Source organism: Methylobacterium variabile, assembly GCF_001043975.1.
GTDB lineage: Bacteria > Pseudomonadota > Alphaproteobacteria > Rhizobiales > Beijerinckiaceae > Methylobacterium > Methylobacterium variabile.
Genome location: NZ_LABY01000059.1, coordinates 59,018 through 83,714, shown reverse-complemented (window position 1 = coordinate 83,714; position 24,697 = coordinate 59,018). Strand labels below are relative to the sequence as shown.

Here is a 24,697-nt window from a genome sequence, read left to right as displayed (position 1 = left end):
AAGCAGGCGGTCGCGACCGCCGAGCAGAAGGCAGGCGGCAAGGCGGCCGAGGCCGAGGTCGAGCGTGAGGCCAGCAGCGTGCAGTACAAGATCACGGTGATGACCGGCAGCCAGTCGCAGAAGATCAGGGTCGGGGCGGACGGAAAGATCATGCCGAGCAAGTAGGTCGGCAGGGCTGGGCGGAGTTGTCGGCTCCGCCCGGACCGCTCCGATCAGCGGGCCGTAGACGGGACGCGGCTCTCGTCTGCCGATGGCTCCAGGTCGGTTCGTGTGCCATCCGAGAGATCCTCAGACGGCTGACCGGTGAGAGCGCTGCGCACCAAGGCCACAAGGCGGCGTCCGTTGATCAGGAACAGAAGGCCGGCTAGGCCGAGATAGACCCAGGCGAGCCAGGTCAGCGTCGCGATCGTGCGCGCCTCGTCGTTGCGGTAGACGAAGGCGAGCCCGACCTGCACGGCAAACAGCCCGGCCAGAGCCAGCGCGGACCAGAGGCCGAGGCGCAGGCGCAGCAGGAGCGCGATGCCGAGCAGCGACTGGGCCGCTGTCAGGAAGAACTCCTCGCCCTGGCGCGCATCGAGCGGCAGGGGGCTCATCGCGCCCGCGCCGACGCTCAGGGCGAGCGGCAGCATGCCGACGAGCAGCGTCCACTGGTTGATCTTGTCGCTGATCATGGCGATCAGCCCGTCGCCGGCGCGGTTGGCCAGCACGAACAGCACCGCCACCGAGATGGCCGGCGCCTCGCTGGCCAGGGGCGCCAGCCACTGGATCAGCAGAAACTCGTTGAGCCCGATCGCCCGGCCGGTGCCCACCATGGCCTCGGCGAAGGGTTCGGCCGAGGCGAGGATGACGCCGCAGGCCACGGCCACCAGAGCCCCGATCGCGGCCCATTGCTGGCCGGGAGACAAGGCGTTTAGAGCGGCAGCTGGCCCCGGCTCCTCCGCCTCGTCCGGATTGTCGCTCTTCTGAAGGTTGCGCACGCGCCAGACGTAGGCCGCAAAGATGGCCGCGAGCACGGCGAAATCCACGACGGAAATGCTGCGCTTGAACAGGATCACGAAGGCGTAGAGGCTGGCAAGCAGCAGGAAGCCCATCTCGACGGCATTGACAGGGGCAAGATCGACCGCGCGGTGCCGGTCCTTCGTCCAATGCAGGAACACCATCAGGGGCCAGGCCAAGCCGACGAGCAACCGGTTGGCGCCGGTCATGTTGGCGGCGGCGTAATGAACGTATTGCGACCCCGGACCCTCGAGCCCGGCCTTGTAGGCTTAATAGAGATCGACCGCGTATTCCGGCAGCACGGTCACCAGGGCGACCACGGCCAGGATCAGGCCTTGCGCGATATGCTGCTCGGCCGTCTCCGCTCCCCAAGACAGCAGGAAGCCCGCCGCCAGAATGGCGCTGCCGAAGGCGGCGGCATCGAGGACCGGGCTGGGCCGCCAGCCCGTCGCGCGCAGCAGGAGGGCCGGGAGGGTGGCCATGACCGCGACGGCAACCAGGATCAGAAAGCGTTTCACGCGAACTCCTCTACGTCATGTCACGGCCTGCCTGTTCGCGTTCCGCTGAAGCGAGCGTCGCGCGATCACGCCGGCAAAGGACTGTTTCTGCCGCGCCTCAGCCCCGAACGCCGCTCCGGCGTCCGAAGGTGGCGACACGATAGAGGTAGAGCACGAGCGCCAGGACCAGCACGCCGTTGCCGATCGGCTCGATGAGGCGGCCCACGCTGCGGTAGTTCTCGCCAAGCCCGTAGCCGGCCGCCGTCAGCAGCCCGGTCCAGACGATCGTGCCGAGAGCCGAGTAGGCCAGAAAGGGCGTGAGCGGCATACCGGCCACCCCGGCCGGCACCGAGATCAGGCTGCGCACGCCCGGGACGACGCGACCGACTAGGACGGTGACGCCGCCGCGCCGGGCGAACCAGGCGCCGGCCCGATCGACCTCCGCCGGGCTCAGGGTGAGCCAGCGCCCGTGCCGGGCCGCGAAGCGCCGCAAGCGCTCGCGTCCGAGCCAGCGCCCCACGCCGTACCAGACCAGCGCGCCGGAGAGCGATCCGGCCGTGCCGGCGAGGAACACGCCGACGAGGCTGAGCTGGCCGCGCGCCGCGGCAAAGCCTGCCAGCGGCATGATCACCTCAGAGGGGATCGGCGGGAAGATGTTGTCGATCAGCATCAGCAGGAAGACGCCGAGATAGCCGGTCCGCTCGATCGCGGCTACGATCCAGTCGACCAGCGCAACCTCCTCGCAAGCGGCACCTGCAGAAGCCTTGCCGCCGCAGGTCGGATCGGGAACGCACTAAGTGGGGGGCGGGTTCATACGCAGACACCAAAGCGCTGCCCGCGCCCTGTTGCAGCGCGACGATGCAGCGGGCCGCCATCCCGGGGACCAAACGCGCCGATGCATCATCCGCCCCATACGGCATCGGTCCCGCTCACGGGCGGGGCGAAGCTGCTGCAGTCCGGCCTGACCTGCTGGCGCGTCGAGCCTGCGGCGCGCTTTGCCCCAATCGTGGATGCCGCCGCCTACTTCGCGCATCTGCGCAGCGCCCTCCTGCGCGCCCGCCACGCGGTTTTGTTCATCGGCTGGGAGTTCGACACCCGCATCAAGCTCGACCCCGACCACCCGCTGCCGGGCCTGCCGGAGGAACTCGGCCCGTTCCTGTCCGAACTCGGCCGGCGCCGGCCGGAGCTGAGCATCCGCGTGCTGCAGTGGAATTTAGGGGTCCTCGGCACGCTGGCGCGCGGCACGACGCCGCTCTACCTTCTGAACTCGATGCGGGCCCGCGGCTTCCAGTTCCGGCTCGACAGTGCCCACCCGCCCGGAGCCTCGCATCACCAGAAGATCGTGGTGATCGACGACGCGCTCGCTTTCTGCGGCGGCATCGACATGACGGACGACCGCTGGGACACCCGCGACCATGCCGACCAGGACACGCGCCGGGTGCGCCCGTCGGGACGCGCCTACGCGCCGTTCCACGACGCCACCGTCGCGGTCGACGGCGCGGCCGCGTCAGCCCTCGGTGACCTTGCGCGCGAGCGCTGGCACTATGCTACCGGCGAGCGGATCGCGCCGCCCGGTCCATCTACGCAAGACCCCTGGCCCGACGGGCTGAGGCCGCTTCTGCGCGACGTGCAGGTGGGGATCGCCCGGACCGCGCCGCCCTTTCACGGCCGCCCCAACGTGCACGAGATCGAGCAACTCTACCTCGCCGCCATCGCAGCCGCGCGACACACGATCTATATTGAGAGTCAGTACTTCGCCGCACGCTGCATCGCCGAGGCCATGGCATCCCGTCTGAGGGAGCCGGACGGGCCCGAGATCGTCGTGATCAATCCCGAGCGTGCCATGGGCTGGCTCGAGGAAGCGGCCATGGGACGGGGACGCGGCCGTGTTCTGGCGCGTATCCGCGGCGCGGACCGCTTCGGACGCTTCCGCATCTATCGTCCGGTGACCGCAGCCGGGCAGCCGATCTACGTGCATGCCAAGGTGCTGATCGTCGACGACTGCCTGCTGAAGATCGGCTCGTCCAACCTGAACAACCGCTCGATGGGCCTCGATACGGAATGCGATCTGGCCGTCGAAGCCGTGCCTGGCCATGCGACCGATCGAGCCGTCGCGGCAGAGATCCTCGGCTTGCGCGATGCGCTTCTCGGCGAGCACCTCGGTGTTCCACCGGACGACATCGCCCGCACCCTGGCGCGCTCGGGTTCGCTGATTGCGGCGATCGAGGCGCTACGCTGCGACACCGGGCGTACACTGGTTCCCCTGGACGCATCAGCCGCAGGAGCCGTGCAGCCGTTGAGCGAGGGCGAGCTTCTGGACCCCGAGCAGCCCGAGCCGGTCTGGAGAGCCGTGCTGCACGCGCTCGCCGATCGGCGCCGCGCGCATCCGCTGCGCCGCGGAGCCGAACGAACGGGCGTCTCAAGCGAATGACGCTCCTCAGATCTTCAGCAGGTCGACGGTGCGCCTGTTGAGGTCGTCGAGCGTCGCGATCACCTTCAGATTGGATTCGTAGGCGCCCATCGCCGCGCGCAACCCGGCCATCTCGGTGGCAGGATTGACGTTGGGCAGCTTCAGAATGCCCTGCGCGTCGGCAGCGGGGTGCCCGGGGCTGGAGATTGAGCGGAACGGGCTGGTGTCGCGCACGACGCGACCGGTCGGCTCGGCATCGGCCCCGACCGGCTCGAACACCGCGATCTTGCGCCGGTAGGGGTCGCCGCCGGGCGTGCTCGCGGTGCTGTTTGCGTTGGCGAGGTTCTCGGTCATGACGCGCAGGCGGCCCTGCTGCACCCGCAGGCCTGCCGCCGCAATGGCGGATCCAGAGACGCCCTCGCTCCCGGCCATCTGTTCTCTCCCCTGATCCGGCGAGCGGACGATCGATGCCGGCGCGACTCGCAAAATCCTGAAGGAAGGGTTAGGGATTGCGGTTAATGGCCGGTTAATCACGGCGCGTTGGTTCAGTGGATGGCGTCGCGACCGCGCTCTGCAGGGCTGCACGTGGCGAAGCGTCAAACCGCCCGCGATCGGCCCTGGTATCCAAGGCCTGCTTTGCCTATGAGCCTCGGCATGCCAAATCCGACTGCTGTTGCCCTCGACAATCTGTCTCACATCATCCAAGTCGCCTTGACCCCGATCTTTCTACTCTCGGCCCTGGCGACCTTGCTCAACGTTTTCGCAACGCGCCACGGCCGGATCGGGGACCAAGTCCGTGACCTCTCCCAGGATCTTAAGAAGGGGCCTTCCCGCGAGACCAAAAGGCTGGCGCGTCAGCTGTCGCAATTGCAGCGGAGATCCCTCCTGCTCGACGGAGCTGTGTGCCTCGTGGCTTTGGCGGGGTTCCTGACGGGCATCGCAGCCATGGTGCTTTTCATCGGCGAGTTGAGGAACGCGACAACGGAGACGGTGCTCTACGGTTGTTTTGGACTGGCTCTGGCCTTCACGATCGCCGCCATTGCAGGCTTCCTGTGCGAAATCCTTATGGCAAGCCGGAGCATCCGGCTTGAGGTCGGGCACCAGCAGGACACTGCAGTTGCTGCAGCGGATTGAGCATTCCTCGTGGCCTGAGCACACCGCTTACGGTATAGCAACAGCTAATCAATTCGGGCCCGCATTCACGATGCCTACCCGGTGTTGCGCCCTCCCTGCAGCCGCTATGGGTGCGCTGACCCTGTTGCTGATGTCGGTTGAGTTCGGTCGAACGGCTGACCTCCCGCTCGGTCGCTCGATGCCGTCGAGGCCGACCTTCGTCGATTGGTTCGGCGACCATCTCAACGCAAAGGGCGGCGCTGACGCTTCCGACAGCGGCTCCGACTTCAAGCTGACCACGGGCAGCGGACCCAGCATCCCGATCTTTCGGACCGGCGACGCGGTTTGGAATTCTGCCGGATCGGAGATGAAGGATACGTCGCGTTCGCCCTCTTCGGACGCTCCGGTGTCAGATGCTTTCGTCGAAGAAGACTGGGCCATTCGCGCCCAGACCACCTTCGTCACACAGGGCAATTCTCGGTTTCGCTCGCCCTACCGTGGGCCGAACAGCCTCAACGCCAAAGGGCAGATTAAGGAGACCTTCGATTTCACGCTCTACGCGGGTATGCGGCTGTGGCCCGGGGCAGAGATTTGGTTAAACCCGGAGGTCGATCAGGGTTTTGGTCTCAGTACCACGCTTGGTGTCGCTGGTTTCCCAAACGGGGAAGCTTACAAGGTCGGCAGCATCACCCCCTACGTGAAGCTTCACCGCGCTTTCATCCGCCAGATAATCGGCTTGGGAGGCGAAACCGAGAGGGTCGATCCAGATCTGAACCAGCTCGGCGGGTCGCGGCAGGCCGACAGGATCGTGCTGACGTTAGGGAAGTTCAGCGTCGCTGATGTCTTCGACACCAACAGGTACGCCCACGACCCACGAACCGACTTCCTCAACTGGGCCCTTATTGACACCGGCACATTCGATTACGCTGCGAATGCGTGGGGCTATACGGTCGGCGCCGCAGCAGAGTGGTACCAGGACGCCTGGGTGTTCCGCGCGGGCTTTTTCGACCTCTCTATTGTCCCCAACAGCAAGGATCTGGACCCAGGTTTCAATCAAAATCAAGCCGTTCTCGAGATCGAACGGAGGCATGAACTTTGGGGACGACCCGGCAAGATCAAGGTCACCGGCTTTCTCAGTCGCGGCCGCATGGGTCGCTTCGACGACGCGGTTCGTCTGGCAATGGTGACGGGCGGGCCCGCGGATGTGGCGACCGTCCGCCGCTACCGCAGCCGCCCAGGGCTCAGCTTCAACCTCGAACAGCAGATCTTGCCCGACGTCGGTATGTTCGTCCGATGCGGCTTGGCCGACGGAAATGTTGAGCCGTACGAGTTCACCGACGTCGATAGAACCTTGGCAGCGGGATTGTCGATCGCGGGTGAGCGTTGGGGACGCCCATCGGACACCGTGGGATTAGCCGGCGTCATCAACGGTATCACCCGCCCGCATCAAGCCTACTTCGATGCCGGAGGACTCGGCATCCTCGTCGGGGACGGTCGATTGCCCCACCCTGGGGCCGAGAGGATCGTCGAAGCTTACTACAGCTTGCCGCTGGCGCCTTCTATACGACTGACGTTCGACAGTCAGATCGTAGTAAGCCCCGGATACAATCGGGATCGTGGGCCGGCCTTTATCTTCGGGACACGGCTGCGTGCACAGTTCTGAAGCCGACATGATTTCGAACAGGATCGAAGCCGACCGGATGGCCGTGTTGACCTTGGAGTTTAAGAGACTTTTCTGGTTGGGGTTAGTGGCGCAAGCTACTCCAGGCTGTCATTTTTTAATTTCAGGATATTTCGCTCCCGCGGGTCACGCACTTCTTTTCAGTAGAGCGTCGAAGCGGCTCAACGTGACGCGCAGCGCCTGGCGGGGGGGCCAGTCGCGCAGTTGAGAATGCAGATCGTCTTTGTCCCACAGAACCACGTCAGCAACCCGCTCTTGAGGCAGGCGCCTCCGCACCGGCGATAGGCGCCATAGATAGGCCTGACGTACACGGGTTCGGTGAGCGTCTGCGGTGTGCCCACGTCACCTTGCGAAGCGCTGGGGTGCGCTTCGGCAGAGACGCTCGACGCCAACAAAATCAGCAACCATCGACACAACATGTCTGATCACTGCCTAAAATCCTAGCAATTCATAGTTTGAACCGTCTCGCGCTCTTGGTCAATTAAAGTCAGGGACAAAACCGTTTGACCTGTTTGCGGCAGATGAGGGCGCAGGTGACGGTGGTAAAGGCGAGATGGAGGTCGGCGCGCCGTTCGTAGCGGATGGCCCGCCGGCGGAAGCGGGCCATCCAGGCGAAGGCGCGCTCGACATGCGCTGATCGCGACCCGAGCCGGAATTGAAGGCTGCTGAGGGTGACGCGATGCGGTCTGATGGCCGCGTCCTTACCTGCATCGGAGCGCCTCCATGCCCCAATACGGCGCCCTCGATGTCTCCAACGAAGAGACCGCCATCCACGTTATCGACGAGACCGGAGCCACGGTCTGGCGCGGCAAACGCGCCAGCGATCCGGATGTGCTCACCACGACTTTGCGGAGTCACGCCCCCGATCTCCTGCGCGTCGGCCTGGAGACGGGGCCGCTGACCCCTTGGATCTACCACACCTGCAAGGCGCTCGGCCTGCCCATCGTCTGCCTGGATGCGAGGCATGCGCGAGCCGCCACGGCCCTGCAGCGGAACAAGACCGACGCGCGCGATGCAGAGACGCTGGCGCAACTCGTACGCATGGGTTGGTACCGCGAGGCCCGCGTCAAAAGCTACGCCGCCCATGCCGTGCGCCACCTCATCGGCGCCCGCGCCCAGCTCATGGGCGTAGCGGTTGACCTGTCCAATCAGATCCGCAGCACGCTCAAGACGTTCGGTTTGATGGCCGGCAAGGGAGCGGGGCGGGCCTTCGAGATCCGGGTGCAAGACCTCATCGCGTCCCGTCCGACCGTCGCCGTCATCGTCGAGCCGCTCTTGGCGGCATGGCGCGCCGTGCGCGGCCAGATCGGTGTCCTGGATCGACGGCTCATCACCTTGGCCAGGGGCGATGCGACCTGCCGCCTGCTGATGACTTGCCCCGGCGTTGGGGTCATCGTCGCCACGAGCTTTGCGGCCGCCATCGAGGCGCCCGAGCACTTCCGCCACTCACGCTCCGTTGGGGCCTATCTCGGGCTGACGCCGGTCCGCCGTCAGTCCGGCGAGATCGACCGGACGGGCGGGATCTCGCGTCGCGGCGACCGGCTGATGCGAAGCTACCTGTTCGAGGCGGCGGCCAGCCTGTTGGTGCGCGTGCGGCAGGACTCGGCCCTGAAGACTTGGGGACGGGCACTGGCCGAGCGCATGGGCTTCAAGCACGCCGCCGTCGCGGTGGCGCGCAAACTCGCGGTCGTGTTGCACGCGATGTGGCGAGCGGGAACACCGTTCCAGCCGTGGCCGCCGGCTGCCGCGTGAGGCACGTACTGAACGCACGCACGGGTACCGTTCATCGAGTTCCGCCAGCGTGAGGCGGACAAGGGCGTCCCCGCCGGGACGCGAGCAGGGCCATCCCGGGGTCGGGTCTTGCGGCCGGTGTCGAGCCGGACCGCGCGTTCGACATGGTGAGCCTCGCTTCGAGACGCATGGTGCGGCGGTCAGAGGGGCCGACCGCGGAAACAACCACGATCCGGCGGCGACCGCTCTCGTCCAACTTGACGCCTGCAACGCGATCAAACAACGACCCAGCGATAGCGCCCGAGCCGCTCGCGGCTCTCCACCCCACGCCGAGCGATCCGTGGCACGATCCCGCGTGCCCGGCACTCGTGCCGGCAGCGACGATGATCGTAGCCTTTGTCGGCGTGCAGCTTGTCCGGTCTGCGCCGCGGACGGCCCCGGCGGCCCGTGCGCACGCCCGGCACCGCGTCGAGGGTAGCCGCAAGCATACGGCTGTCGTTGCAGTTGGCCCCGGTCAGCGTCAGGCCGAGCGGCGTGCCGTTGGCGTCCACGACGAGGTGGCGCTTCGTCCCCGGCTTGCCCCGGTCCGTCGGGTTCGGGCCCGTCGCGGAGCCCCCTTTATGGATGGCCCGCCCCTCACCGGGCTGCACTGCTAGGCTTGCAGCGCGGCCGAGATGAGGGATGGAGCGGAACGATGACGATCGCGGTGCTGGGGATCGATCTGGGCAAGAACAGCTGCAGCCTTGTCGGGCTGGATGCGAGCGGGCGGGTCGTGCTGCGCCGCCAGATGCGGCGCGAGACGGTGATCGCCTTCGGCGCGAAGCTGCCGGGGTGCGTCGTGGCCATGGAAGCGTGCTGCGGTGCGCACCACATGGGCCGCGCCCTCGTAGAGCAGGGACACACGGTCCGGCTGATGTCGCCGGAATACGTGCGCCCGTACGTCAAGGCGCAGAAGAACGACGACCGCGATGCCGAAGCCATCGCCGAGGCGGCCACCCGCCCGACGATGCGGTTCGTGGCGCTCAAGTCCGAGGCGCAGCTCGACGTGCAAACCCTGCACCGGGTCCGGGACCAGCTCGTGGGCGAGCGCACGGCGCTGATGAACCAAGTCCGCGCCATCCTTCTGGAGCGCGGCCATGTCGTCGCGCAAGGGCGGGCCAAGCTGGCCGCCTGTCTGGCTGCGTTACTCGACACAAGAGCGGGCTCCTCGCTCACACCGCGCATGCGCACCCTCGTGGCTGAGGTGCGCGAGCGTTGGCAGGGCCTCGACCGGCGTATCGCCGCGCTCGATGCTGAGTTCGCCGAGCAGGCGCGCACGGACGAGAACGCGCGTCGGCTGACCACCATCCCAGGCATCGGCGCGCTCAATGCGACCGCGCTGATTGCGGCCATCGGCGACGTGGCAAGCTTCGCCCGCGGACGCGACCTCGCCGCCTGGCTCGGCCTCGTACCGCGGCAGGTGACGACCGGCGGGAAGCCCCGGCTGGTCGGCATCACCAAGCGCGGCAGCAAGTACCTGCGCAAAACGCTCATCCAGGGTGCCCGGGCGGCGATGCCGACGCTCCGGCAAAGTGATACGCGGCTCGGGCAGTGGCTGCGCGGGCTTCTGGCGCGGGCGCATGCCAACACGGCGGTAGTGGCGCTGGCGGCGAAGATGGCGCGCATCGTCTGGGCGCTGCTGCGCCACGGGCGCGTCTACGAGGCGACGGCCGTGGCCGCCTGATCCGAGTTTGGCTGGCGCGGCGCGCGCCGGCCTTCCGATGTCTGCGAGCGGTGAGAGGAAGATGGCCTGACAGTAGATCGGTGTTCTGGAAGCCTCCCGGCAAAAATGGCGCTCGACGCCGACCCCTTTATGAGGCCCAGGACGCGCGGATCTCCATCTTGGCCAAGGGCTCGCCCGAAGGCCGGATACGTTTATGCAGACTGCTCAGACCAGCGGATCCAGAGCCACTTGCGGACGGGGCGGGCCATACGTTTTGCCGGCAGGCTCCTACTGTCGAGGGCCGCGCGCGACCAGTTGAGCGCATCGGCGTCCTGAAGCTGCTCCATCATCACGCGGTGCAGGGCGGCCCAAACACCGGCTGCCTGCCACGTGCCGAGCCGCCGCCAACTCGTTTTGCCGCTGCAGCCCACCTCAAAACGCGGCAGGTGCTTCTATCAACGGGCACCGAAGTCTGGTTCTTCCGCACTTCGTGTGGCGAAGTGTGCCGGCCGGCGTGACGTGCCCCATCTCCGGAGATCGGCTTTCCGGAGGACGCCATGCCCCGCCGTATCCTGCCCCTCGTGCCCGATGGCTTGAACGTCGTCGGCATCGAGCCGGCGACCGACCCGCTCATCGTGCGCGTTGTACCCCGCCCGAGCCCGACGCGCTGTCCCACCTGTCGATCGTCAGCAGGGCGCAAGCACGGTCATTGCGAGCGCACCCTCGCCGATTTTCCCTAGCAGGGCCGGTCCGTCCGCCTGCGCCTCCGGCTGCAACGCTTCCGCTGTGCGAACCCAGCCTGTCCGCGGCGGACCTTCAGCGAGAGCGTTGGTGACGTCGCCGTCTCTCACGCCCGCCGGTCCGAGCGGCTGCGCGTGCTCCAGCGCCATCTCGGTCTCGCCCTCGGTGGTGCGCCCGCCGCCCGTATGGCGCATCGTCTCGCGATGCCGGTGAGTGGCGATACCCTCGTGCGCCTCGTGCGTGCGGCGCCACTGCCGACGCAACCCGAGCCGCGCGTCGTCGGCATCGACGAGTGGGCTTGGCGGCGCGGGCGCAGCTACGGCACTATGGTCGTCGACCTCGAACGTCACACCGTCCTCGATCTCCTGCCCGACCGGGACGCCGGGAGCGTCGCCGCGTGGCTGCGCGCCCATCCGGGCATCGAGGTCATCGCTCGCGACCGCGCCGACGTCTTCGCCGAGGGCGCCCGCGCGGGCGCGCCGCAAGCCCAGCACGTGCTCGATCGTTTTCACCTGCTGCGTAACCTTAGCGTCGCCCTGCATGCGATCGTTGCCCATCATCATGGCGTGATCCGCGCCGTCGGTCGTGCGCGCGTCGATTACGAGGTCGAGGCGGCGCGGGCTGTGGCGGGAGCCGCGCGGCCGCCGACGGCGATCGAGGTTCGGAAGCAGGCGACGCACGCGCCGCGTCGGGCTCGGCACTCCGAGCTCAAGCGGCTGTCCGAGGCCGGCGCCTCGGTGGCCGGCATGGCTCGCGCTCTGGATCTCGATCGCAAGACGGTGCGGGTCTGGCTGCGCCAGGACGCACCGCCCTCCTGGCAGCGACGCCGCATCGTGCCGACGATCCTCGACCCCTACCGCGATCATCTCGAGGCGCGCTGGCAGGCCGGCTGCCGCAACGCCGCCGAACTCGCCCGCGGGCTGATCCACGCGGGCGCCGACATCCGTCCGCGTATGGTGCGGGATTGGGCGATGCGGCGGCGTCGCGCGAGCACGGACGTGATGGACGCCACGCCCGGCTCGACGAGCGCGCCGCCATGGCGGCCCCCGTCGATCAACCGGACGGCGTGGCTTCTGCAGGCGGACCCGAGCACGCTCGTTGCGGACGATCGCCGCTTCCTCGATCGCTTACGGGTAGAGGCACCCGATCTGGCGAAGAGCGTGGCCGTCGCGACGCGCTTTGCCGACCTCGTGCGACGGCGCTCGGGCGAGAGCCTGGAGGCTTGGTTCGCGGCGGCGGCTGCGACGCCGCTGGCGAAGTTCGCCGTCGGCCTCGAGGGCGACAGGGACGCGTTACGCGGCACGATCACGACGCCCTGGTCGACGAGTCCGGTGGAGGGGCAGATCGGTAGGCAGAAGATGCTCAAGCGCACGATGTTCGGCCGCGCGGGCTTCGCGCTGTTGCGCCAGCGCGCCCTCATAGCGATCTGACCTGTCGTTCCGCGCCGCACGAAGTGCGGAAGAACCAGTATTCAACGCCCGCTGACAGCTTCCACTGCATGCCCGTGCGCAGAACCAGGATGATGCCAGCCAGCGCCGCCCGATCCGAGGTGCGCGGTCGACCGCCTTTCGGCTTCTCAGGCTCAAACGGCAGAAGCGGCTCGATCACTGCCCACAGGTCGTCGGGAACGAGAGCGTCCATACGCTCCCAACCCACTCACACCAGTTTTGTCCCACGCTTTTAGCATTACAGTTGAAGGGAAAGGCTCCTATCTGAGAGGTTTCGGATGGGAGAGCGCGATGTCCTAAGCCTCGCTCCAATCCACGCTGGAGCTCTGGTCCAGGACGCTACGACAGGCCAAACAGCGCATCCGCCCCTTGTTCGCCGCCCCGAGTGTCGCCGCCTCGGTTAACGCTTTCTTGGACGGCCTGCTCGGGGGTGAGCGGCGCAAAACCGGCTGGATGCGGGCTGAGGCTGCCGGGGACCCGGGTCCCTGGCGCCAGCAGGCCATCCTCGGTCGCACGCACTGGGATGCGGAGGCGTTGCGCGATGTCGTGCGTGACTACGTCGTCGAGACGCTTGCCGCACCCGACGCGGTTCTCGTGATCGACGAGACCGGTTTTCTCAAACAGGGCAAAGCCTCATGCGGTGTGGGCCGGCAGTACACAGGCTCGGCCGGTAAGATCACCAACTGCCAGACCGGGGTGTTTGCCGCTTACGTCTCGGATCAGGGCCATGCCTTCATCGACCGTCGCCTGTACCTGCCCAAAGCCTGGACCGGCGATCCAGCCCGAAGGCAAGCAGCGCATGTGCCCGAGGCGATCACGTTCGCCACCAAGCCGCAGCTGGCGCAGACCATGATCGAGCGGGCCATCCAGGCAGAGGTGCCGTTTGCCTGGATGGCGGTCGACAGCATCTACGGCGTGGGCGAGATCGAGCTGGCTCTGCGGCGCGCCTACAAGGGCTACGTGCTGGGCGTTACCGGTCAGCATCACTTCTGGTCCTGGAACGCACACCTCGACGTCGCGGGCACCGCCGCGGAGATCGCCAAGGGCATCCCCGACCAGGACTGGCTGCGCCTCTCGGCCGGAGCCGGAATCAAGGGACCACGCCTGTTTGACTGGGCCTATCTGCCGCTGGCCACGCTCCGGGCCGACGCGCTCGACGCCGCGCTCGATCAGAGCTTGTGGACGCGCGGCCTGCTGGTGCGGCGCAGCCTGTCGGACGGGGCGCTCGCGTACTTCACCACCTGGTGCCCGGCCGGCACGCCGGTCGAGAAGCTGGTGATGGTGGAAGGCCGGCGCTGGGCGATCGAGGACGCGTTCCAGACCGCCAAGACGGAACTCGGATTGGCCCACAACGAGAGCCGCTCGTGGCACGGCTGGCACCGGCACGTCAGCTTGGTGATGCTGGCCTTCGCGATGCTGGCGCGGGTGCGCCACTTGGCCAACAGTCCGCCCCCAAAAACGACGCTCATCGCCAAGCTCGCCGGTGCCGTGGTCCATCCAAGAGATCCGGCGCGTGGCGATGCGGCTGGCGCAGCGGCGCATTGAGCCCGCCCTCGTGCTCGCCTGGTCAGCCTGGCGGCGCGCCCACCAAGCTGCCGCTCGACAGGCGCATCTCAGAAGAAGGATGCAACTGTAATCTTAGAGCACCATCCGAGCGGCTCACCGAGCGAGATGGCTGGATGATCTTCAAGCTCAATGCCACGAAGCGGCGCGACCCGCCGGCGGATCGCTTCCGCCAAATTCACCGACTCGACTGCCTCGGTGCCGAGCGTGTCCGAGAAGATTGAACGCACCTCGGCTTCCATTGATCGGCCATTCATAGCAGCGCGCCCGCGAAGCCGCTTCTTCACCCGCCCGTCAAGATTACCGATCGTGATCGTCGCGCTGGGTGCGTGGGAAACGGCCATGCTCCGATCGTAGGCGTTGCTAGCACTGCTGGCAACGAAATCGTTTTTTGCACTCTGCATTCAGCCTTATCATCGCTCGATGTGGCGACCCCGCTCACGGTCGAGTAGCGGATCGGGGCGATCGAGGCGGCGGGCGAGCTCGTCGACCAAAGCGCGCGTCGCCCGGGCCGGTGCCTGCGTCAGACGACGCCCGTAGGCATCCACCAGCCGCCACGTCGGCACGATGAGCGGCTCGACGCCAAGCCACGACATCGCCTCACGTAAAAGCCGCGCCGCGCGCATCACGCGCGGCACGTCGACCCCTTGGCCGATGGGCTCGCGCGTTTCCAGCGATCCATCCCGCACGAAAGCCACCCGGTCGGCGGCGTGATCGACTACGTTGGCCTTCTCGCTGTAGTTCCGCGCCTCACGGAACAGGCGCTCCAGCACCATCGCGTCGGTGGCCGGCATCCACGCATCCGCCTGACGTTGCCGGCACAGGGCGTCGAGCCGGTCGCGCTCGACCACCACCCTGGCCTCGTGCCGGTGCCGGGTCAGGCCGACATAGAGCTCGCGCGCGTCGGTCGCCGCCCCGACATACATCACCGCCGCGGACGAGGTCCGGCCTTGCGCCGCGTAGGCCGTGCCCGCATAGGCATGCACGATCCTGGGCTGCGGCCGCTTCCGGCCGAACCGCGGCTGTTGCGCCAGATCCGACCACGCCACCTCCAGCGCGCGACCATCCTCCAGCGCCAGGCGCAGGCGTGCTCCTCCCTCCGGCTCGACTGTGATCCCCTCGACCCGGGCGCGATTGCCGTTGCGCAACCCGAGATGCGGCAGGCTCTCGCCGATGCGAAGGCTATCGCCGACAGCGAGAGCGAGCGGCACTGGCCTGTCGTCACGGTCGCGCGCCGGCAGGGTGACCACATCGGGACCGAGGTGTCCCTCTGTCCGCAGCACGGCCCGCGCCCGGATATTCAGCGCTGCAGCGTCGGCGTTGCGCCGGGTCACGATCAGCACGTCCTCGCCCTGCGCCGCGCGCTGTTCGGTCCAGATCGCGAGCACGCGCGCCTGCGCAGCCTCGGCGCCGGCGACCAGCTCGATCTGGTCCCGGGCCGAGTAGGCGCGCAAGCCCGCCTCGACCTCGCCGCGCGCCATCAGCACCGAGGCCGCGCGCTGCCACTCCACCGTCTGCCGGCGGACCTGTTCGAGCACCACAGAGCGCCCGACCACATCGGCGACCGCCCGCAGAGCGCTCGCGCCCCCGACCGAGGCGAGCTGGCGCCGATCGCCGATCAGAACCACCTTCGCCCCGGCCGACCGGGCCGCGCTCAGCACGGCCTCCATGTCGCGGGTCGCGACCATCCCCGCCTCATCGACCAGCACCAGGGTACCGGCGTCGAGCAGCGCCGGCCGGTCGGGGCGGTTGGCGGTATCCGGACCTGCTGTCAGCGTCCGGTCCTGGCGCCAGCGCGCGATCGCCTGCGCCGGGATCCCGGTCGAGCGCCCGAGCTCGTCGGCGGCCACCCACGACGGGGCGAGGCCGATCACCCGGAGACCGGAGCCGCGGGCGGCGGCCACCAGGGCGGCCGCCGTCGTGGTCTTGCCGGTCCCCGCACCGGCCTGCAGCAGCGACACCCCGTCCCGACCGGCGGCGTGGCGCACGGCTTCGCCCTGCTCGGCGCTGAGGTGAGGCGCATGCTCCAGCGCATCCTCGACCGCCTCGGGCGTAATCCAGGTCCGCTCCAGGGGACGATCGGCCGCGCGCAGCATCGCCGCCTCGCAAGCGGCGATGCCCGGGCTGGTCCAGCACGCGCTGGCACCCGGGACCATCGCGGCGTCGGCCAGCGGCAGCAGCGCGCCATCCCGTTCGAGCTGGGCGAGCTCCGCCTCCACGGCGTCGACCCCGACGCCGGCGAGGCCCGCGACCTCCAGGGCGCGCTGGAGCAGATCCTTGCGCGCCACGACGCTCTCGTGCCGGAACAAGGCCGAGGCGGCGCGTGCCACCGCACCGTCGCCGGGGATCTCGGGCGGCTCGAACGGGGTCTCCCGCTCCCGATCGCGCTCGGCGGTCAGCACGAGGGCGGAGTCGCGCTCAAGGTGACGCGCGGCCAGCCACGGATCGATCACGCAGGCGGCGAGTTCCGCGCGCCAGCGTGCCTCCAGCTCCGGCCCGGTCGGCAACTCCTCCTTGCCCCGGCGGGTCGCCAAGGCGGCGATCTCGCGCTGGGCGCTGCTGGCGCCCGTGCCCGCATAGGCTAGGATCTGCTGCGAGCGCTTGGAAAAGGCCGCGAGTAACGTCTCCGGCAGGCCGGCGACCTCCCACTGCCCGCGTCCGGCCTCGCGATACTGCAGGCCGAACCGCTCGCGCAGCCCTTCGGCGAGGGCCGCCCTGTACGCCGCTCCCACTCCGAGCTGGGCGGCATATAATCGCTCAGGCTCAATGGTTAGATGCGTCCGGGACTTGTATCGACCAGCACCGGCATTTGCAGGCGTACCAGCGACATTGATGAACACGCAGTGCGTGTGAATATTCGGGTCACCCTCACGAGTTGTATAGTGATCGAACCGGCCGACGATCAGGTCGCGCGGGCGATGCTGGTCGGTACCGCCGGCGCCGGTCCGGACAGTGACGAGGCCCTCCGCGGTGACAAAACTCAGCGCCCGCTCGACGGCGGCGCGATGGGCGGCCTCGATCGCAGCGCGTTGCTCGGGCGTGCCGGCCATCCAAAGCACGGACACACTCTTCCCGGGGGTCATAGTGCAGTCGACGCCCGCCCAGTGACCCGGGCCGGCACCGCGCACCAGCGGCTTGCCCGTGCCTGGGTGGATCCCCGCACACAGGTCGCGAAACGAGGCTGCATCGATCGCCGCGCCGTGGCGCACGATCGTCTCGCCGCTGCTCCACCAGACCCCGCCGCCGTCCGAGAGGTAGTACTCGTCCCGCTTGTCGGGTTTGGCTTCGCGCTGGCTGTCGTGGGTGTAGTACGACGCTGCCGGCGAACCGGCACCGAGCCGGTGCAGCGAGGCGGTCACGGCGCCGGATCGGCGACGCCGTCGCCCTTGTGCAGGCGGCAGACCTTGGACAGGTCGATGCCGGCCGACGGCGCACCGAGTTCGCCGACCGCCTGGGCCATCTCGAGGATGGCGCCGTCGATCTGCTCCATCCGCTCGACTAGGACGCGGTGACGGATCGCCACTTCCAGGTGCTGGACGATGCACTCGACGGCCAAGCTCTCGGCGGACCAGCCGCGCTCGGCCGCGGCGGCTCGCAACCGGGCGGCGAGCGCCGCTTCCAGGGTCACGGTGAGCTTGACCTCCTGGGCCATCGGCGTACCTGCTGCGCGCGGATCGAGACGGCAGGCTTGGCACGGACGAGGCGGTTGGGCGAGGCCGACACGGCCGCGCGGTTAACGCCGGGCCACTTCAGTGCGTGTGGTGTGATATCCCTTCTGCTACCGTGGCCCAGCCGTAATCGCTGCCGTACTTGGCCGTGGGTTGCCGTATTGCTGCCGCGTCCAGCCGCGATGCAACCGTTACCTGCCGTATGCAGCCGCGCGCTAACGATTCCTTGCCGTGATCCCTGGCATTTGCCGGCCCCACCACACCGGCCGACAAGGGACCGCCTGATAGGTCGGCGTACATGCCGATGCAGTCCCGCCTCGACCTCAGCCGCCTCAAGCGCGACCTCGCCGCCTCCGCCAAGGCGCGCGACGGCATGACGCTCGCCCCGGGCGGGCGGGCGGCCACAGGGCTGATGGCGATGGTGCGCGACAACCTCGACGCGCTGCTCGCCCTGAAGGCCTCCGGCAGCACCTGGAAGGAGATTGCCGCCGGCCTGACCGCACAGGGTTACGCCACCGCCGACGGGCGCCCGCTCACCGACACGCAGCTGACCGGCGTGATTTCTAGCGTGCGCCGGCAGGCCCGCCGCCGGGCCGCGCGGGCGGCTCTGCGCGACATGCGGCCCGATCTCGCCGCGGCTCCACTGCCACCGCGCCGGCCCGCGCCGGCTTCGCCCTCCGATGCCGGCGCACGGCGAGCCCGGCTCGCCCCCGAGCTCACGGCCGGTTCGCCTCCGGAATCCGGCGAGCCGCCCATGAGCGAGGCCGAAATCCGCGATCATCACGTCACCAAGCACAAGCACCTGTTCAGGAAGGACCCCGAGTGATGGCCCGCGTTCTTATCGTCGCTCAGGAAACCGGCGGCATCGGCAAGAGCACGATCACCCGCGGGCTGGCCGAGGCGGTCACCGACGTGCCGATACTCGAAGTCGAATCGACCCCGCGCCTTACGGAGTTCAAGACCGCGAAGGCCGACAACGAGCCGGGAAGCGTGCGCCACTTCTCGGTGCGCGCCAGCCGCGAGGCGATCGAGGCCTCGGGCGGCAAGGCAGCGCGCGCCGAGTTCGACCCGGTCGTCAACGCGCTCTACAGCGTGACCGGTCCGACGCTGGTCGATCTCGGGGCCAATTCCTCGGCGAGCCTGCTCGGCGTGCTCAAGGACGAGGCGGCGTCGCTGCGTGAGGCCGGGATCGAGCTCGGCCTCGTCGTGGTGGTCGCGGCCGAGGCAGGGTCGCTGGCGGATGCGGGCAAGCTGCTTCAGGCGGCCAAGGACTGGGCGGCGGCAAGCTTCGTGGTGGCGAACGCGCTGCGCGGCGCGATCGATCCCGTCATTCTGAAGCGGGTCGCAGGTGCGGCGACGCTGAGCCATTTGCGCGCGTTCGAGCTAGAGGACGCCACCCGCGAGGTGCTCACGGCGGGGCAGCTCCGCGGCATCCCGAAGCTCGACCGCGCCAGGCTCGCTAAGGAGACCTCGCCGGCCCAGGCCGGGCGGATGCTGCGCGACCTGACCGCCTTCCGCCTCGCGGTGATGGAAGCGGTCAAGCCCGCGGCTCTCTGGCTAGTCGAGGGCTGAGCCTCGTGGCCATTCCACCGAAGCGCCCCGCGGGCCCGCCCGCCTCGGCTCCATCTGCCTCGGGATCACCGACGGCGAAGACGGTGCGGGACAACCTCGCTGCCGCCACTAAGGCGGCCGAGGCCGAGGCGACGGAGGTGGCGCGGGTAAGCAAGCGTCGGCTTGACGGGCTTTTAAAGGCGCGACCCGATGCGCGCTTTGCCGCCCTCGCCGAGGCGGAATCCGTACTCACGCCGGAAGACCGCCTGGCGCTGTTGGACTCGCTGCGGAATGCGGAGGCCTCGCATCGGCCGATCCGAGCCGGGACGGCGAGCCGGCTCGCGATCTGGCGCTCTCGGCTGCCCTACCGCCTCGTGCCAATCGGTCTCGGCCTGGGCAGTGCCTTACTGCTTTTCGGCTTGGCACTAGTCGCTTGGTACCGCACGCCAGAGCGATGGGTCACCCTGCGGGGTGCGGAGCCGCAGCCGATCGGCTGGCGTATGCCGGACGGCATGCGCGTCGCGGGCCGGCTCGATCCTGGTTCCCGCGCACTGCTTTGGCGCCGTGATGGCGCGGACGGTGTGCTGCGAAGCTGGGTGGCGCAGTCCGGCTACGCGGAGGCGCGCGTGCCCTTGAGCCTCCTCGCCACAGCCCCCTGAGCTGAATGACCTCTCGCCTGCGCTCAAACCGCTGATCGACGGAATCCACCATCGATGTCCTTCGCATTGAAGATCGTCGTCCTGACGATCGCGATCCTGCTTCTTGGCTACCCCACTGCGGCGCTCGTCGTGCACGGGCTCGATCCAACCCTCTGGCCGAGTGAGGCCATGCGCCCGGGCATGTGGTTCGCGCTCTGGCGCACCGGGCAGCTCGATGCGATCGTGGAACTGTACTGGGCGATGCTCATCGGCCGCGCGCCGGCGTTCGCGAGCGGCTTCTGGACGCTGATGGCGGTGCTCGCACCGATTGCCTTGATGATCGGCTGGCGCTTCGCCGGATCGAAGGCCGCGCCCCGGCGCGACGCCTCCGACCTGTTCGGGGGGGCGCGCTTCGCGACCGCCGCCGAGCGCGCCGCGATGGGTCGAGGCCTCGAACTCGGCCTCGACCCGGAGACCGGGCGCGCGGTGCGCGTCGCCGTCCAGGGCACGCTCGCGACCATCGCGCCACCGCGCAAGGGCAAGACCTCCGGCGCGTTGATCCCGAACCTGGCCTATCCCGAGCCGAACGCCTGGTCCGGGCCCGCGGTCGTCTTCGATCCGAAGGGCGAACTTTACAGGGCTACGGCCGAGCGGCGCCGCGCCATCGGCAGGCGTGTCATTTGTCTCGATCCGCTGAACCTCGTGGGAGGCACGGACCGATGGAATCCCCTTGCTGACCGCGATCCGGAGGATGTGCTCTATCTTCAGCATACCGCTGCCGCCCTCCTTCCCGAACCGGGCGGCGACGGCGAGGCTGCCGCCTACTTCCGCAACCGGGCGATCGATCTCATCACCGGTGCACTCCTAGTCACCCTGAAGCGCGGCACCCGCAGCGTCGCACAGGTCCAGGCGCTGATCGCCGACCCTGATACTTTGATCGCGCAACTCGAACATTTGCGACCGGCCCCCGCCGCGCTGAGCGCCCTGGAGATCCTCAAGGCCGATCCGAAGACCCGCGACCCGCTCGTCGCCACCTGCGCCCAGGCCTTCCAATGGCTCGCCGACGCGCGCCTACGCCATCTCGTCGGCGCCACCAGCTTCGACTTCGCCGACCTCGCCACCGGCCGGGTCGATCTGTTCGTGGCGGTGCCGCCCGAGTACAAAGATCTGCTGGCGCCGCTGCTGCGCTGGTTCCTCAGCGATCTGTTCACGAGCGTGCGCCGCAACCGGCCGGCCGAACGCATCTTGGTGATGATCGACGAGGCCGCAGCCCTCGGGCGGTTCTCCGAGATCCTGACTGCATCTGCCGAGCTTCCGGGCTACGGCGCCTCGCTCTGGACTCTGTGGCAGGACCGTTCGCAGATTGTCGGCCTCTACGGGCAGGCGGGGGCCGACACCATCCTCAACACCGCCGAGATCGTGACTGTGTTCGACGTGCCGGCGGTCGATCCCGACGCGAGCGAGCGCTGGTCGCGGGCGCTCGGCGACTACACCGCCCGGGTCGAGACGCTGACCCGGCCCGCCGAGGGGCAGGGTCAGCGCAGCATTGCCCTGACACCGCAGGCCGCGCGGTTGGTCCCGGCTCAGGCCCTGACCAGCATGCCGAGCCGAGAGCTTCTGGTGTTCGCCAACAGTGCCGCTTATCCGCGCCATCCGATCCGCTTGCACAAAACCGTGGCTCATTCCGACCCACGCTTCTTAAGTCTGATCAACTCTGTAGCCCCGGTCGGACAAAGCTGATGATGCACTTACATTGAACGACGTGCAAAACTTATTGAACTGAATTATATCGATTCACAATAAATATATTATTATAAAATTGCAAATTCGCGATAAATGCTACGTTTGTCATTAGAATTATAATGGCACAATTATTAGCAGTGTCGTCAACTACAGTAAAATGAAGGTCTGAGCCATGAAAATCTTCAAGAAAAATCTCCTGATGTTGAGCCGCGAAGAACTCAGTGCAAAACATCAGACTAAATCGGGTGTAATCATGCATGAAATTGGGCATGTGATTGCATACCGCCGCATAGGTATAAGCACAGCTTATATAGCGATACATGAAGATTATAACATAGGATCTATATTTGCCCCTTCTCCTTCTGATACTTCAGAAATTTCAATTGAAAATCAAATCCTAATCCATGCTTCGGGAGTATTCATGGAGAAGGCAATTTTTGGCGATTTTAATGTCGACACCGCATACGGCGATTTCATGAAGATTGCCGATATGGTTAGAGCATCAGGAAAAATATACCCAGCCCTCACAAACAGAATCGATTCCGGCGTTCCGTTTGCGGAGAGATTATTTGCGGATTACGGAACCAAATTTCCGACTAGGTCGGAAAGGTATTTTGCATACGCCCTACACCACGCAATCCTCAAGAAATTGGGCAGTGGTAATCTTATAGAAGGACATAGAGTAATTCGGTTCTGCGATATGCCGATGCTATACAGAATCACGCATCACTCTCAGTCTTCTGCCCTCAGAGAACAAACCAAAAGGTGGGATCGTTTAGATGAACTCACAACATCGTTAGAGGAAAACAGTAGTTATGCTGAACAGGAGATCCTGAGTAGACTTCGCTTCGGGCCCTAGAGGCTGTTACGGACTGCTGCGAAATCGGCAGCCCTGCGGAGCAGTAGGACGCTGAAGGCGACGAGGTGCAGCCCGGCCAGGGTAGCCGGCAGGCGTTCGTAGTCGCGGGCCAAGCGGCGGAAGCGGGCCATCCAGGCGAAGGCGCGCTCGACCACCCACCGGCGTGGCAACAGGACGAAGCCGCGCTTGGCTTCGGGCAGCTTCACCACTTCCAGGGCGATGCCGTGATCAGCCGCCGCCTTCGCCGCGCGCTCGCCGGTGTAGCCCTGATCGACATAGGCGAGATCCACGCTGTCGCCGGTGGCCTCCTGCACGGCATCAGCCAGCGCGGCCACGGCGGCGCGGTCATCGGCATCGGCGGGTGTGACATGCAGCGCCAGCACTTGGCCGAGCGTATCGACCGCCGCGTGCAGCTTCGAACCGCGGGTGCGCTTGTGTCCGTCCCAGGCGGCGCGAGCGCCACTCTCGGGCGTCGAGCGGAGCGTCCGGCTGTCGAGCACCACGGCCGAAGGTTCCTCGGTCCGGTCCGAAGCCAAGCGCAGCACGGCGCGCAGGTCGTGGACCAAACTCTCGAAGCAGCCCGCTTTCAGCCAGCGTTGCGCCTGGTCATACACGGCGTGCCAGGGCGGCAGATCGTGGGGCATCGCGCGCCAAGCCACGCCGTAGCGCACGACGTAGCGCAGCCCGTTGAACACCTCCCGCAGACTGTGCTCGCGCTGAGCGGCCGTTTCGGGAAGCAAGGTCAGGTAGGGGGCGACCAGCGCCCATTCTTCATCGCTGACATCGGAGGGGTAGGCACGGCGGGACTGCATCGCCGCCAATTTGGTGCCCTCGTAGGTCCGTAACACCCTCTAGAATTCTGACTACACCTCATAGTTAGCTCCAATTCGACTTTGAAGGGCAAACCTCAGCCGGCCACATTCGGCCATTCATTACATGCTGACCAAGCCGAACTGACGTCCGCAATATTGAGCCAACGACGAGTTGCACGTTGTCGCACATCAATGTATGACAACGCAGCTGTAACGCCGTTTAGTGCTGCTGAGTCAACGACTTACGCGGGCTGCCGCTTAGGTGAGAATCCTGGCGCCCCAGCCATTTCCGACAACTCTGCTCAAAATCAGCGACTGAGCCTGGAATGGCAGACGCCGGACGAGGGCGAGTTGTAGTGGTCAGGCGAGTGCTACAGCCGGAGCGTCACGAGCGCTTTCAGAGGTCGGCCGGGACCGGGCGTCCCTGCTGACCATGGCTGTCAGCCTCATCGTCGGAACATTCCGCAGCGGTCATCGACTCGGGTCGGTGTCCTACGCGATCAACACCTCCGCCTGCCCGTCGCTGGGCCGCGGCTTCCTCGGGCCTGGGCCGCTTCGCTCCCAACCGTCCGTCCTCGTCTTTGCCCAGAGGCCGCAACTCAGGGCGGACTACTCTCACATGGGCGGATCACGATGCGACGGGGAGCGGTTCGTACAACTCAAGCGCTGCGATTCGACACCAACCCCACGTTGAATTCTGCGAAAAAAATTTCAGCGCCGCCGTGGGCTGGGAGCATTCACTGAAGCCAAGCCTGGCGCGAATTGACAATTGGTACAACAACTTATGGGTGAATTGTGTTGTTTGATAAAGTAACAAATTGTATTTTTTCTGGATCTAGCCATGCTCATTGGATTACTGCTATGGGTTGAAGGCAAAAATTTCTCCGGTCACTAATAAATTGGCTGAAAAGCCAGGCCTTACTCGTTCAGGAAGCCGCCCATGCACTTCACTCGGAGCGATTCCAATGGGCTTCTGATCAATATGCTCGCCCAGGTCGCACAGCGTCGTCGGGGCCAGGGGATCCAGATCGACATCCGGGCATCGGCCTCCTCCTCCGTCGCCCGAAGCCGGTCCTGCACAAGCGTTGACCGTGGACCACCGCAGAGGAGCTGATCAGTTCATGCCGCTCAACGAACCCGAGCGCGAGGACGACCAACGGATCATCTCCGGAATCCCGCCTGCGGCTCCCGTCGGCCCGGCTGCCCAGCCGGGTACGGGCCGCGCACCACGGATTGCAGCCGCTTCGACAGGTGGTCACGGCGCGGCATCCGGCGGGGCATGCTGGCCGCCCCGGCCGAGGTGCGGCGAAGGCATCACTCCCAGCATCCCCGGCGCAGGCGCCCGCAGGCTGCACAATGCGGCACGACGAGCGGCACTCTCGCGAACGCTGGCGCAGCGTTGCGACTGTCCGCCGCTTCAATGACTTCCGCCGCATCGCCAAACGCTACGACAAGCTGGCTCGCAACGATACGTCAGCCGTCGCGCTCGACGCCAGCCAGGCATTTGGGTGTGACTCGCTTCCGGATGTCCGATCTAGACCACA

Annotated in this window: 19 protein-coding genes and 6 pseudogenes; 13 read left to right on the top strand and 12 right to left on the bottom strand. The window is 67.0% G+C overall.

Annotated features, from left to right (window positions below):
- Positions 1–212: 212 nt before the first annotated feature.
- From VQ02_RS10110 to VQ02_RS10105, 3 genes and pseudogenes are all read right to left on the bottom strand, one after another.
- Positions 213–1,214 (bottom strand): annotated as a pseudogene (locus VQ02_RS10110) (sodium:proton exchanger); the annotation flags it as partial.
- A 51-nt stretch (positions 1,215–1,265) separates the two neighbouring features.
- Positions 1,266–1,514 carry a hypothetical protein gene (locus tag VQ02_RS39015; protein ID WP_236012820.1) on the bottom strand — a complete coding sequence of 83 codons (249 nt, stop codon included), beginning with the start codon at positions 1,512–1,514 and terminating at the stop codon, positions 1,266–1,268.
- 97 nt (positions 1,515–1,611) lie between these two features.
- On the bottom strand, positions 1,612–2,163 hold the full coding sequence (locus VQ02_RS10105; protein WP_091891680.1) for a DedA family protein: 552 nt from the start codon (positions 2,161–2,163) through the stop codon (positions 1,612–1,614).
- Between the two features lie 225 nt (positions 2,164–2,388).
- On the opposite strand from VQ02_RS10105, the gene VQ02_RS10100 reads away from it, so the two are divergent.
- On the top strand, positions 2,389–3,924 hold the full coding sequence (locus VQ02_RS10100) for a phospholipase D-like domain-containing protein (protein WP_048444050.1): 1,536 nt from the start codon (positions 2,389–2,391) through the stop codon (positions 3,922–3,924).
- Positions 3,925–3,930: 6 nt separating this feature from the next.
- Here VQ02_RS10100 and VQ02_RS10095 read toward each other — a convergent pair whose 3' ends face one another.
- Positions 3,931–4,335 (bottom strand): flagellar basal body rod C-terminal domain-containing protein, encoded by a 405-nt coding sequence (locus tag VQ02_RS10095; protein ID WP_048444049.1) that lies wholly within the window; start codon positions 4,333–4,335, stop codon positions 3,931–3,933.
- 222 nt (positions 4,336–4,557) lie between these two features.
- Here VQ02_RS10095 and VQ02_RS10090 point away from each other — a divergent pair, with 222 nt between their 5' ends.
- Both VQ02_RS10090 and VQ02_RS10085 read left to right on the top strand, forming a co-directional pair.
- Positions 4,558–5,037 carry a DUF2721 domain-containing protein gene (locus tag VQ02_RS10090; RefSeq protein ID WP_048444058.1) on the top strand — a complete coding sequence of 160 codons (480 nt, stop codon included), beginning with the start codon at positions 4,558–4,560 and terminating at the stop codon, positions 5,035–5,037.
- 106 nt (positions 5,038–5,143) lie between these two features.
- Positions 5,144–6,679 carry a carbohydrate porin gene (locus tag VQ02_RS10085; protein WP_053080306.1) on the top strand — a complete coding sequence of 512 codons (1,536 nt, stop codon included), beginning with the start codon at positions 5,144–5,146 and terminating at the stop codon, positions 6,677–6,679.
- A 505-nt stretch (positions 6,680–7,184) separates the two neighbouring features.
- Here the strand turns inward: VQ02_RS10085 and VQ02_RS36865 are convergent.
- Positions 7,185–7,328 (bottom strand): annotated as a pseudogene (locus VQ02_RS36865) (IS5/IS1182 family transposase); the annotation flags it as partial.
- Positions 7,329–7,420: 92 nt separating this feature from the next.
- Between VQ02_RS36865 and VQ02_RS10080 the strand changes: the two are divergent.
- The gene (locus VQ02_RS10080) at positions 7,421–8,449 is read left to right on the top strand and encodes an IS110 family RNA-guided transposase (RefSeq protein ID WP_048444048.1); all 1,029 of its coding nucleotides are present in this window, start codon (positions 7,421–7,423) and stop codon (positions 8,447–8,449) included.
- A 260-nt stretch (positions 8,450–8,709) separates the two neighbouring features.
- Here the strand turns inward: VQ02_RS10080 and VQ02_RS35495 are convergent.
- Positions 8,710–9,048, bottom strand: a pseudogene (locus VQ02_RS35495) (transposase); the annotation flags it as partial.
- Positions 9,049–9,122: 74 nt separating this feature from the next.
- On the opposite strand from VQ02_RS35495, the gene VQ02_RS10075 reads away from it, so the two are divergent.
- A complete protein-coding gene (locus VQ02_RS10075) occupies positions 9,123–10,151 on the top strand; it encodes an IS110 family RNA-guided transposase (protein ID WP_048444047.1) in 1,029 nt (342 codons plus the stop codon).
- A 248-nt stretch (positions 10,152–10,399) separates the two neighbouring features.
- Here the strand turns inward: VQ02_RS10075 and VQ02_RS36860 are convergent.
- Positions 10,400–10,582 (bottom strand): annotated as a pseudogene (locus VQ02_RS36860) (IS5/IS1182 family transposase); the annotation flags it as partial.
- Positions 10,583–10,888: 306 nt separating this feature from the next.
- Between VQ02_RS36860 and VQ02_RS35120 the strand changes: the two are divergent.
- Positions 10,889–12,301: an ISL3 family transposase gene (locus VQ02_RS35120; RefSeq protein ID WP_048444046.1), complete on the top strand. Its 1,413-nt coding sequence runs from the start codon at positions 10,889–10,891 to the stop codon at positions 12,299–12,301.
- Between the two features lie 58 nt (positions 12,302–12,359).
- On the opposite strand, the pseudogene VQ02_RS35490 reads toward VQ02_RS35120, so the two are convergent.
- Positions 12,360–12,512: pseudogene (locus VQ02_RS35490) on the bottom strand (transposase); the annotation flags it as partial.
- A gap of 125 nt (positions 12,513–12,637) precedes the next feature.
- Between VQ02_RS35490 and VQ02_RS10065 the strand changes: the two are divergent.
- A complete protein-coding gene (locus tag VQ02_RS10065) occupies positions 12,638–13,864 on the top strand; it encodes an IS701 family transposase (protein WP_238235811.1) in 1,227 nt (408 codons plus the stop codon).
- A gap of 68 nt (positions 13,865–13,932) precedes the next feature.
- On the opposite strand, the gene VQ02_RS35485 is transcribed toward VQ02_RS10065, so the two are convergent.
- The 3 genes from VQ02_RS35485 to VQ02_RS10055 form a co-directional block, all read right to left on the bottom strand.
- Entirely contained in the window at positions 13,933–14,226 is a 294-nt protein-coding gene (locus tag VQ02_RS35485; protein WP_083469131.1) for a FitA-like ribbon-helix-helix domain-containing protein, read from the bottom strand.
- A 69-nt stretch (positions 14,227–14,295) separates the two neighbouring features.
- Complete coding sequence (mobF, locus tag VQ02_RS10060) at positions 14,296–17,241, bottom strand: MobF family relaxase (protein ID WP_048444045.1); 2,946 nt, start codon at positions 17,239–17,241, stop codon at positions 14,296–14,298.
- On the bottom strand, positions 17,238–17,534 hold the full coding sequence (locus VQ02_RS10055) for a hypothetical protein (RefSeq protein ID WP_048444044.1): 297 nt from the start codon (positions 17,532–17,534) through the stop codon (positions 17,238–17,240). Before VQ02_RS10055 ends, mobF begins: the two co-directional genes overlap by 4 nt.
- Before the next feature lie 314 nt (positions 17,535–17,848).
- Between VQ02_RS10055 and VQ02_RS10050 the strand changes: the two genes are divergently transcribed.
- The 5 genes from VQ02_RS10050 to VQ02_RS36855 all read left to right on the top strand — a co-directional run bounded on the left by VQ02_RS10050 (position 17,849) and on the right by VQ02_RS36855 (position 22,341).
- Entirely contained in the window at positions 17,849–18,376 is a 528-nt protein-coding gene (locus tag VQ02_RS10050) for a hypothetical protein (RefSeq protein ID WP_048444043.1), read from the top strand.
- Positions 18,376–19,122 carry a P-loop NTPase family protein gene (locus VQ02_RS10045; RefSeq protein ID WP_048444042.1) on the top strand — a complete coding sequence of 249 codons (747 nt, stop codon included), beginning with the start codon at positions 18,376–18,378 and terminating at the stop codon, positions 19,120–19,122. Before VQ02_RS10050 ends, VQ02_RS10045 begins: the two co-directional genes overlap by 1 nt.
- Positions 19,123–19,205: 83 nt before the next feature.
- Positions 19,206–19,760, top strand: coding sequence for a hypothetical protein (locus tag VQ02_RS10040; protein WP_048444041.1), 555 nt, complete (start codon positions 19,206–19,208; stop codon positions 19,758–19,760).
- A gap of 54 nt (positions 19,761–19,814) precedes the next feature.
- Positions 19,815–21,479 (top strand): type IV secretory system conjugative DNA transfer family protein, encoded by a 1,665-nt coding sequence (locus VQ02_RS10035; RefSeq protein WP_048444040.1) that lies wholly within the window; start codon positions 19,815–19,817, stop codon positions 21,477–21,479.
- 175 nt (positions 21,480–21,654) lie between these two features.
- Positions 21,655–22,341, top strand: coding sequence for a hypothetical protein (locus tag VQ02_RS36855; protein WP_135417729.1), 687 nt, complete (start codon positions 21,655–21,657; stop codon positions 22,339–22,341).
- Here the strand turns inward: VQ02_RS36855 and VQ02_RS10030 are convergent.
- On the bottom strand, positions 22,338–23,153 hold the full coding sequence (locus tag VQ02_RS10030) for an IS5 family transposase (protein ID WP_048444039.1): 816 nt from the start codon (positions 23,151–23,153) through the stop codon (positions 22,338–22,340). The two genes, VQ02_RS36855 and VQ02_RS10030, sit on opposite strands and share 4 nt — an antisense overlap.
- A 1,121-nt stretch (positions 23,154–24,274) precedes the next feature.
- Here VQ02_RS10030 and VQ02_RS35480 point away from each other — a divergent pair.
- A pseudogene (locus VQ02_RS35480) lies at positions 24,275–24,665 on the top strand (hypothetical protein); the annotation flags it as partial.
- Positions 24,666–24,697 lie beyond the last annotated feature (32 nt).

Excerpts from the sequence above, each read along its gene's own strand:
- VQ02_RS10105 (WP_091891680.1), bottom strand. The coding sequence starts at position 2,163 with ATGCTGATCGACAACATCTTCCCGCCGATCCCCTCTGAGGTGATCATG.
- VQ02_RS10100 (WP_048444050.1), top strand. The coding sequence starts at position 2,389 with ATGCATCATCCGCCCCATACGGCATCGGTCCCGCTCACGGGCGGGGCG.
- VQ02_RS10095 (WP_048444049.1), bottom strand. The coding sequence starts at position 4,335 with ATGGCCGGGAGCGAGGGCGTCTCTGGATCCGCCATTGCGGCGGCAGGC.
- VQ02_RS10090 (WP_048444058.1), top strand. The coding sequence starts at position 4,558 with ATGCCAAATCCGACTGCTGTTGCCCTCGACAATCTGTCTCACATCATC.
- VQ02_RS10085 (WP_053080306.1), top strand. The coding sequence starts at position 5,144 with ATGGGTGCGCTGACCCTGTTGCTGATGTCGGTTGAGTTCGGTCGAACG.
- VQ02_RS10080 (WP_048444048.1), top strand. The coding sequence starts at position 7,421 with ATGCCCCAATACGGCGCCCTCGATGTCTCCAACGAAGAGACCGCCATC.
- VQ02_RS10075 (WP_048444047.1), top strand. The coding sequence starts at position 9,123 with ATGACGATCGCGGTGCTGGGGATCGATCTGGGCAAGAACAGCTGCAGC.
- VQ02_RS35485 (WP_083469131.1), bottom strand. The coding sequence starts at position 14,226 with ATGGCCGTTTCCCACGCACCCAGCGCGACGATCACGATCGGTAATCTT.
- VQ02_RS10055 (WP_048444044.1), bottom strand. The coding sequence starts at position 17,534 with ATGGCCCAGGAGGTCAAGCTCACCGTGACCCTGGAAGCGGCGCTCGCC.
- VQ02_RS10050 (WP_048444043.1), top strand. The coding sequence starts at position 17,849 with ATGCCGATGCAGTCCCGCCTCGACCTCAGCCGCCTCAAGCGCGACCTC.
- VQ02_RS10045 (WP_048444042.1), top strand. The coding sequence starts at position 18,376 with ATGGCCCGCGTTCTTATCGTCGCTCAGGAAACCGGCGGCATCGGCAAG.
- VQ02_RS10035 (WP_048444040.1), top strand. The coding sequence starts at position 19,815 with ATGTCCTTCGCATTGAAGATCGTCGTCCTGACGATCGCGATCCTGCTT.
- VQ02_RS36855 (WP_135417729.1), top strand. The coding sequence starts at position 21,655 with ATGAAAATCTTCAAGAAAAATCTCCTGATGTTGAGCCGCGAAGAACTC.
- VQ02_RS10030 (WP_048444039.1), bottom strand. The coding sequence starts at position 23,153 with ATGCAGTCCCGCCGTGCCTACCCCTCCGATGTCAGCGATGAAGAATGG.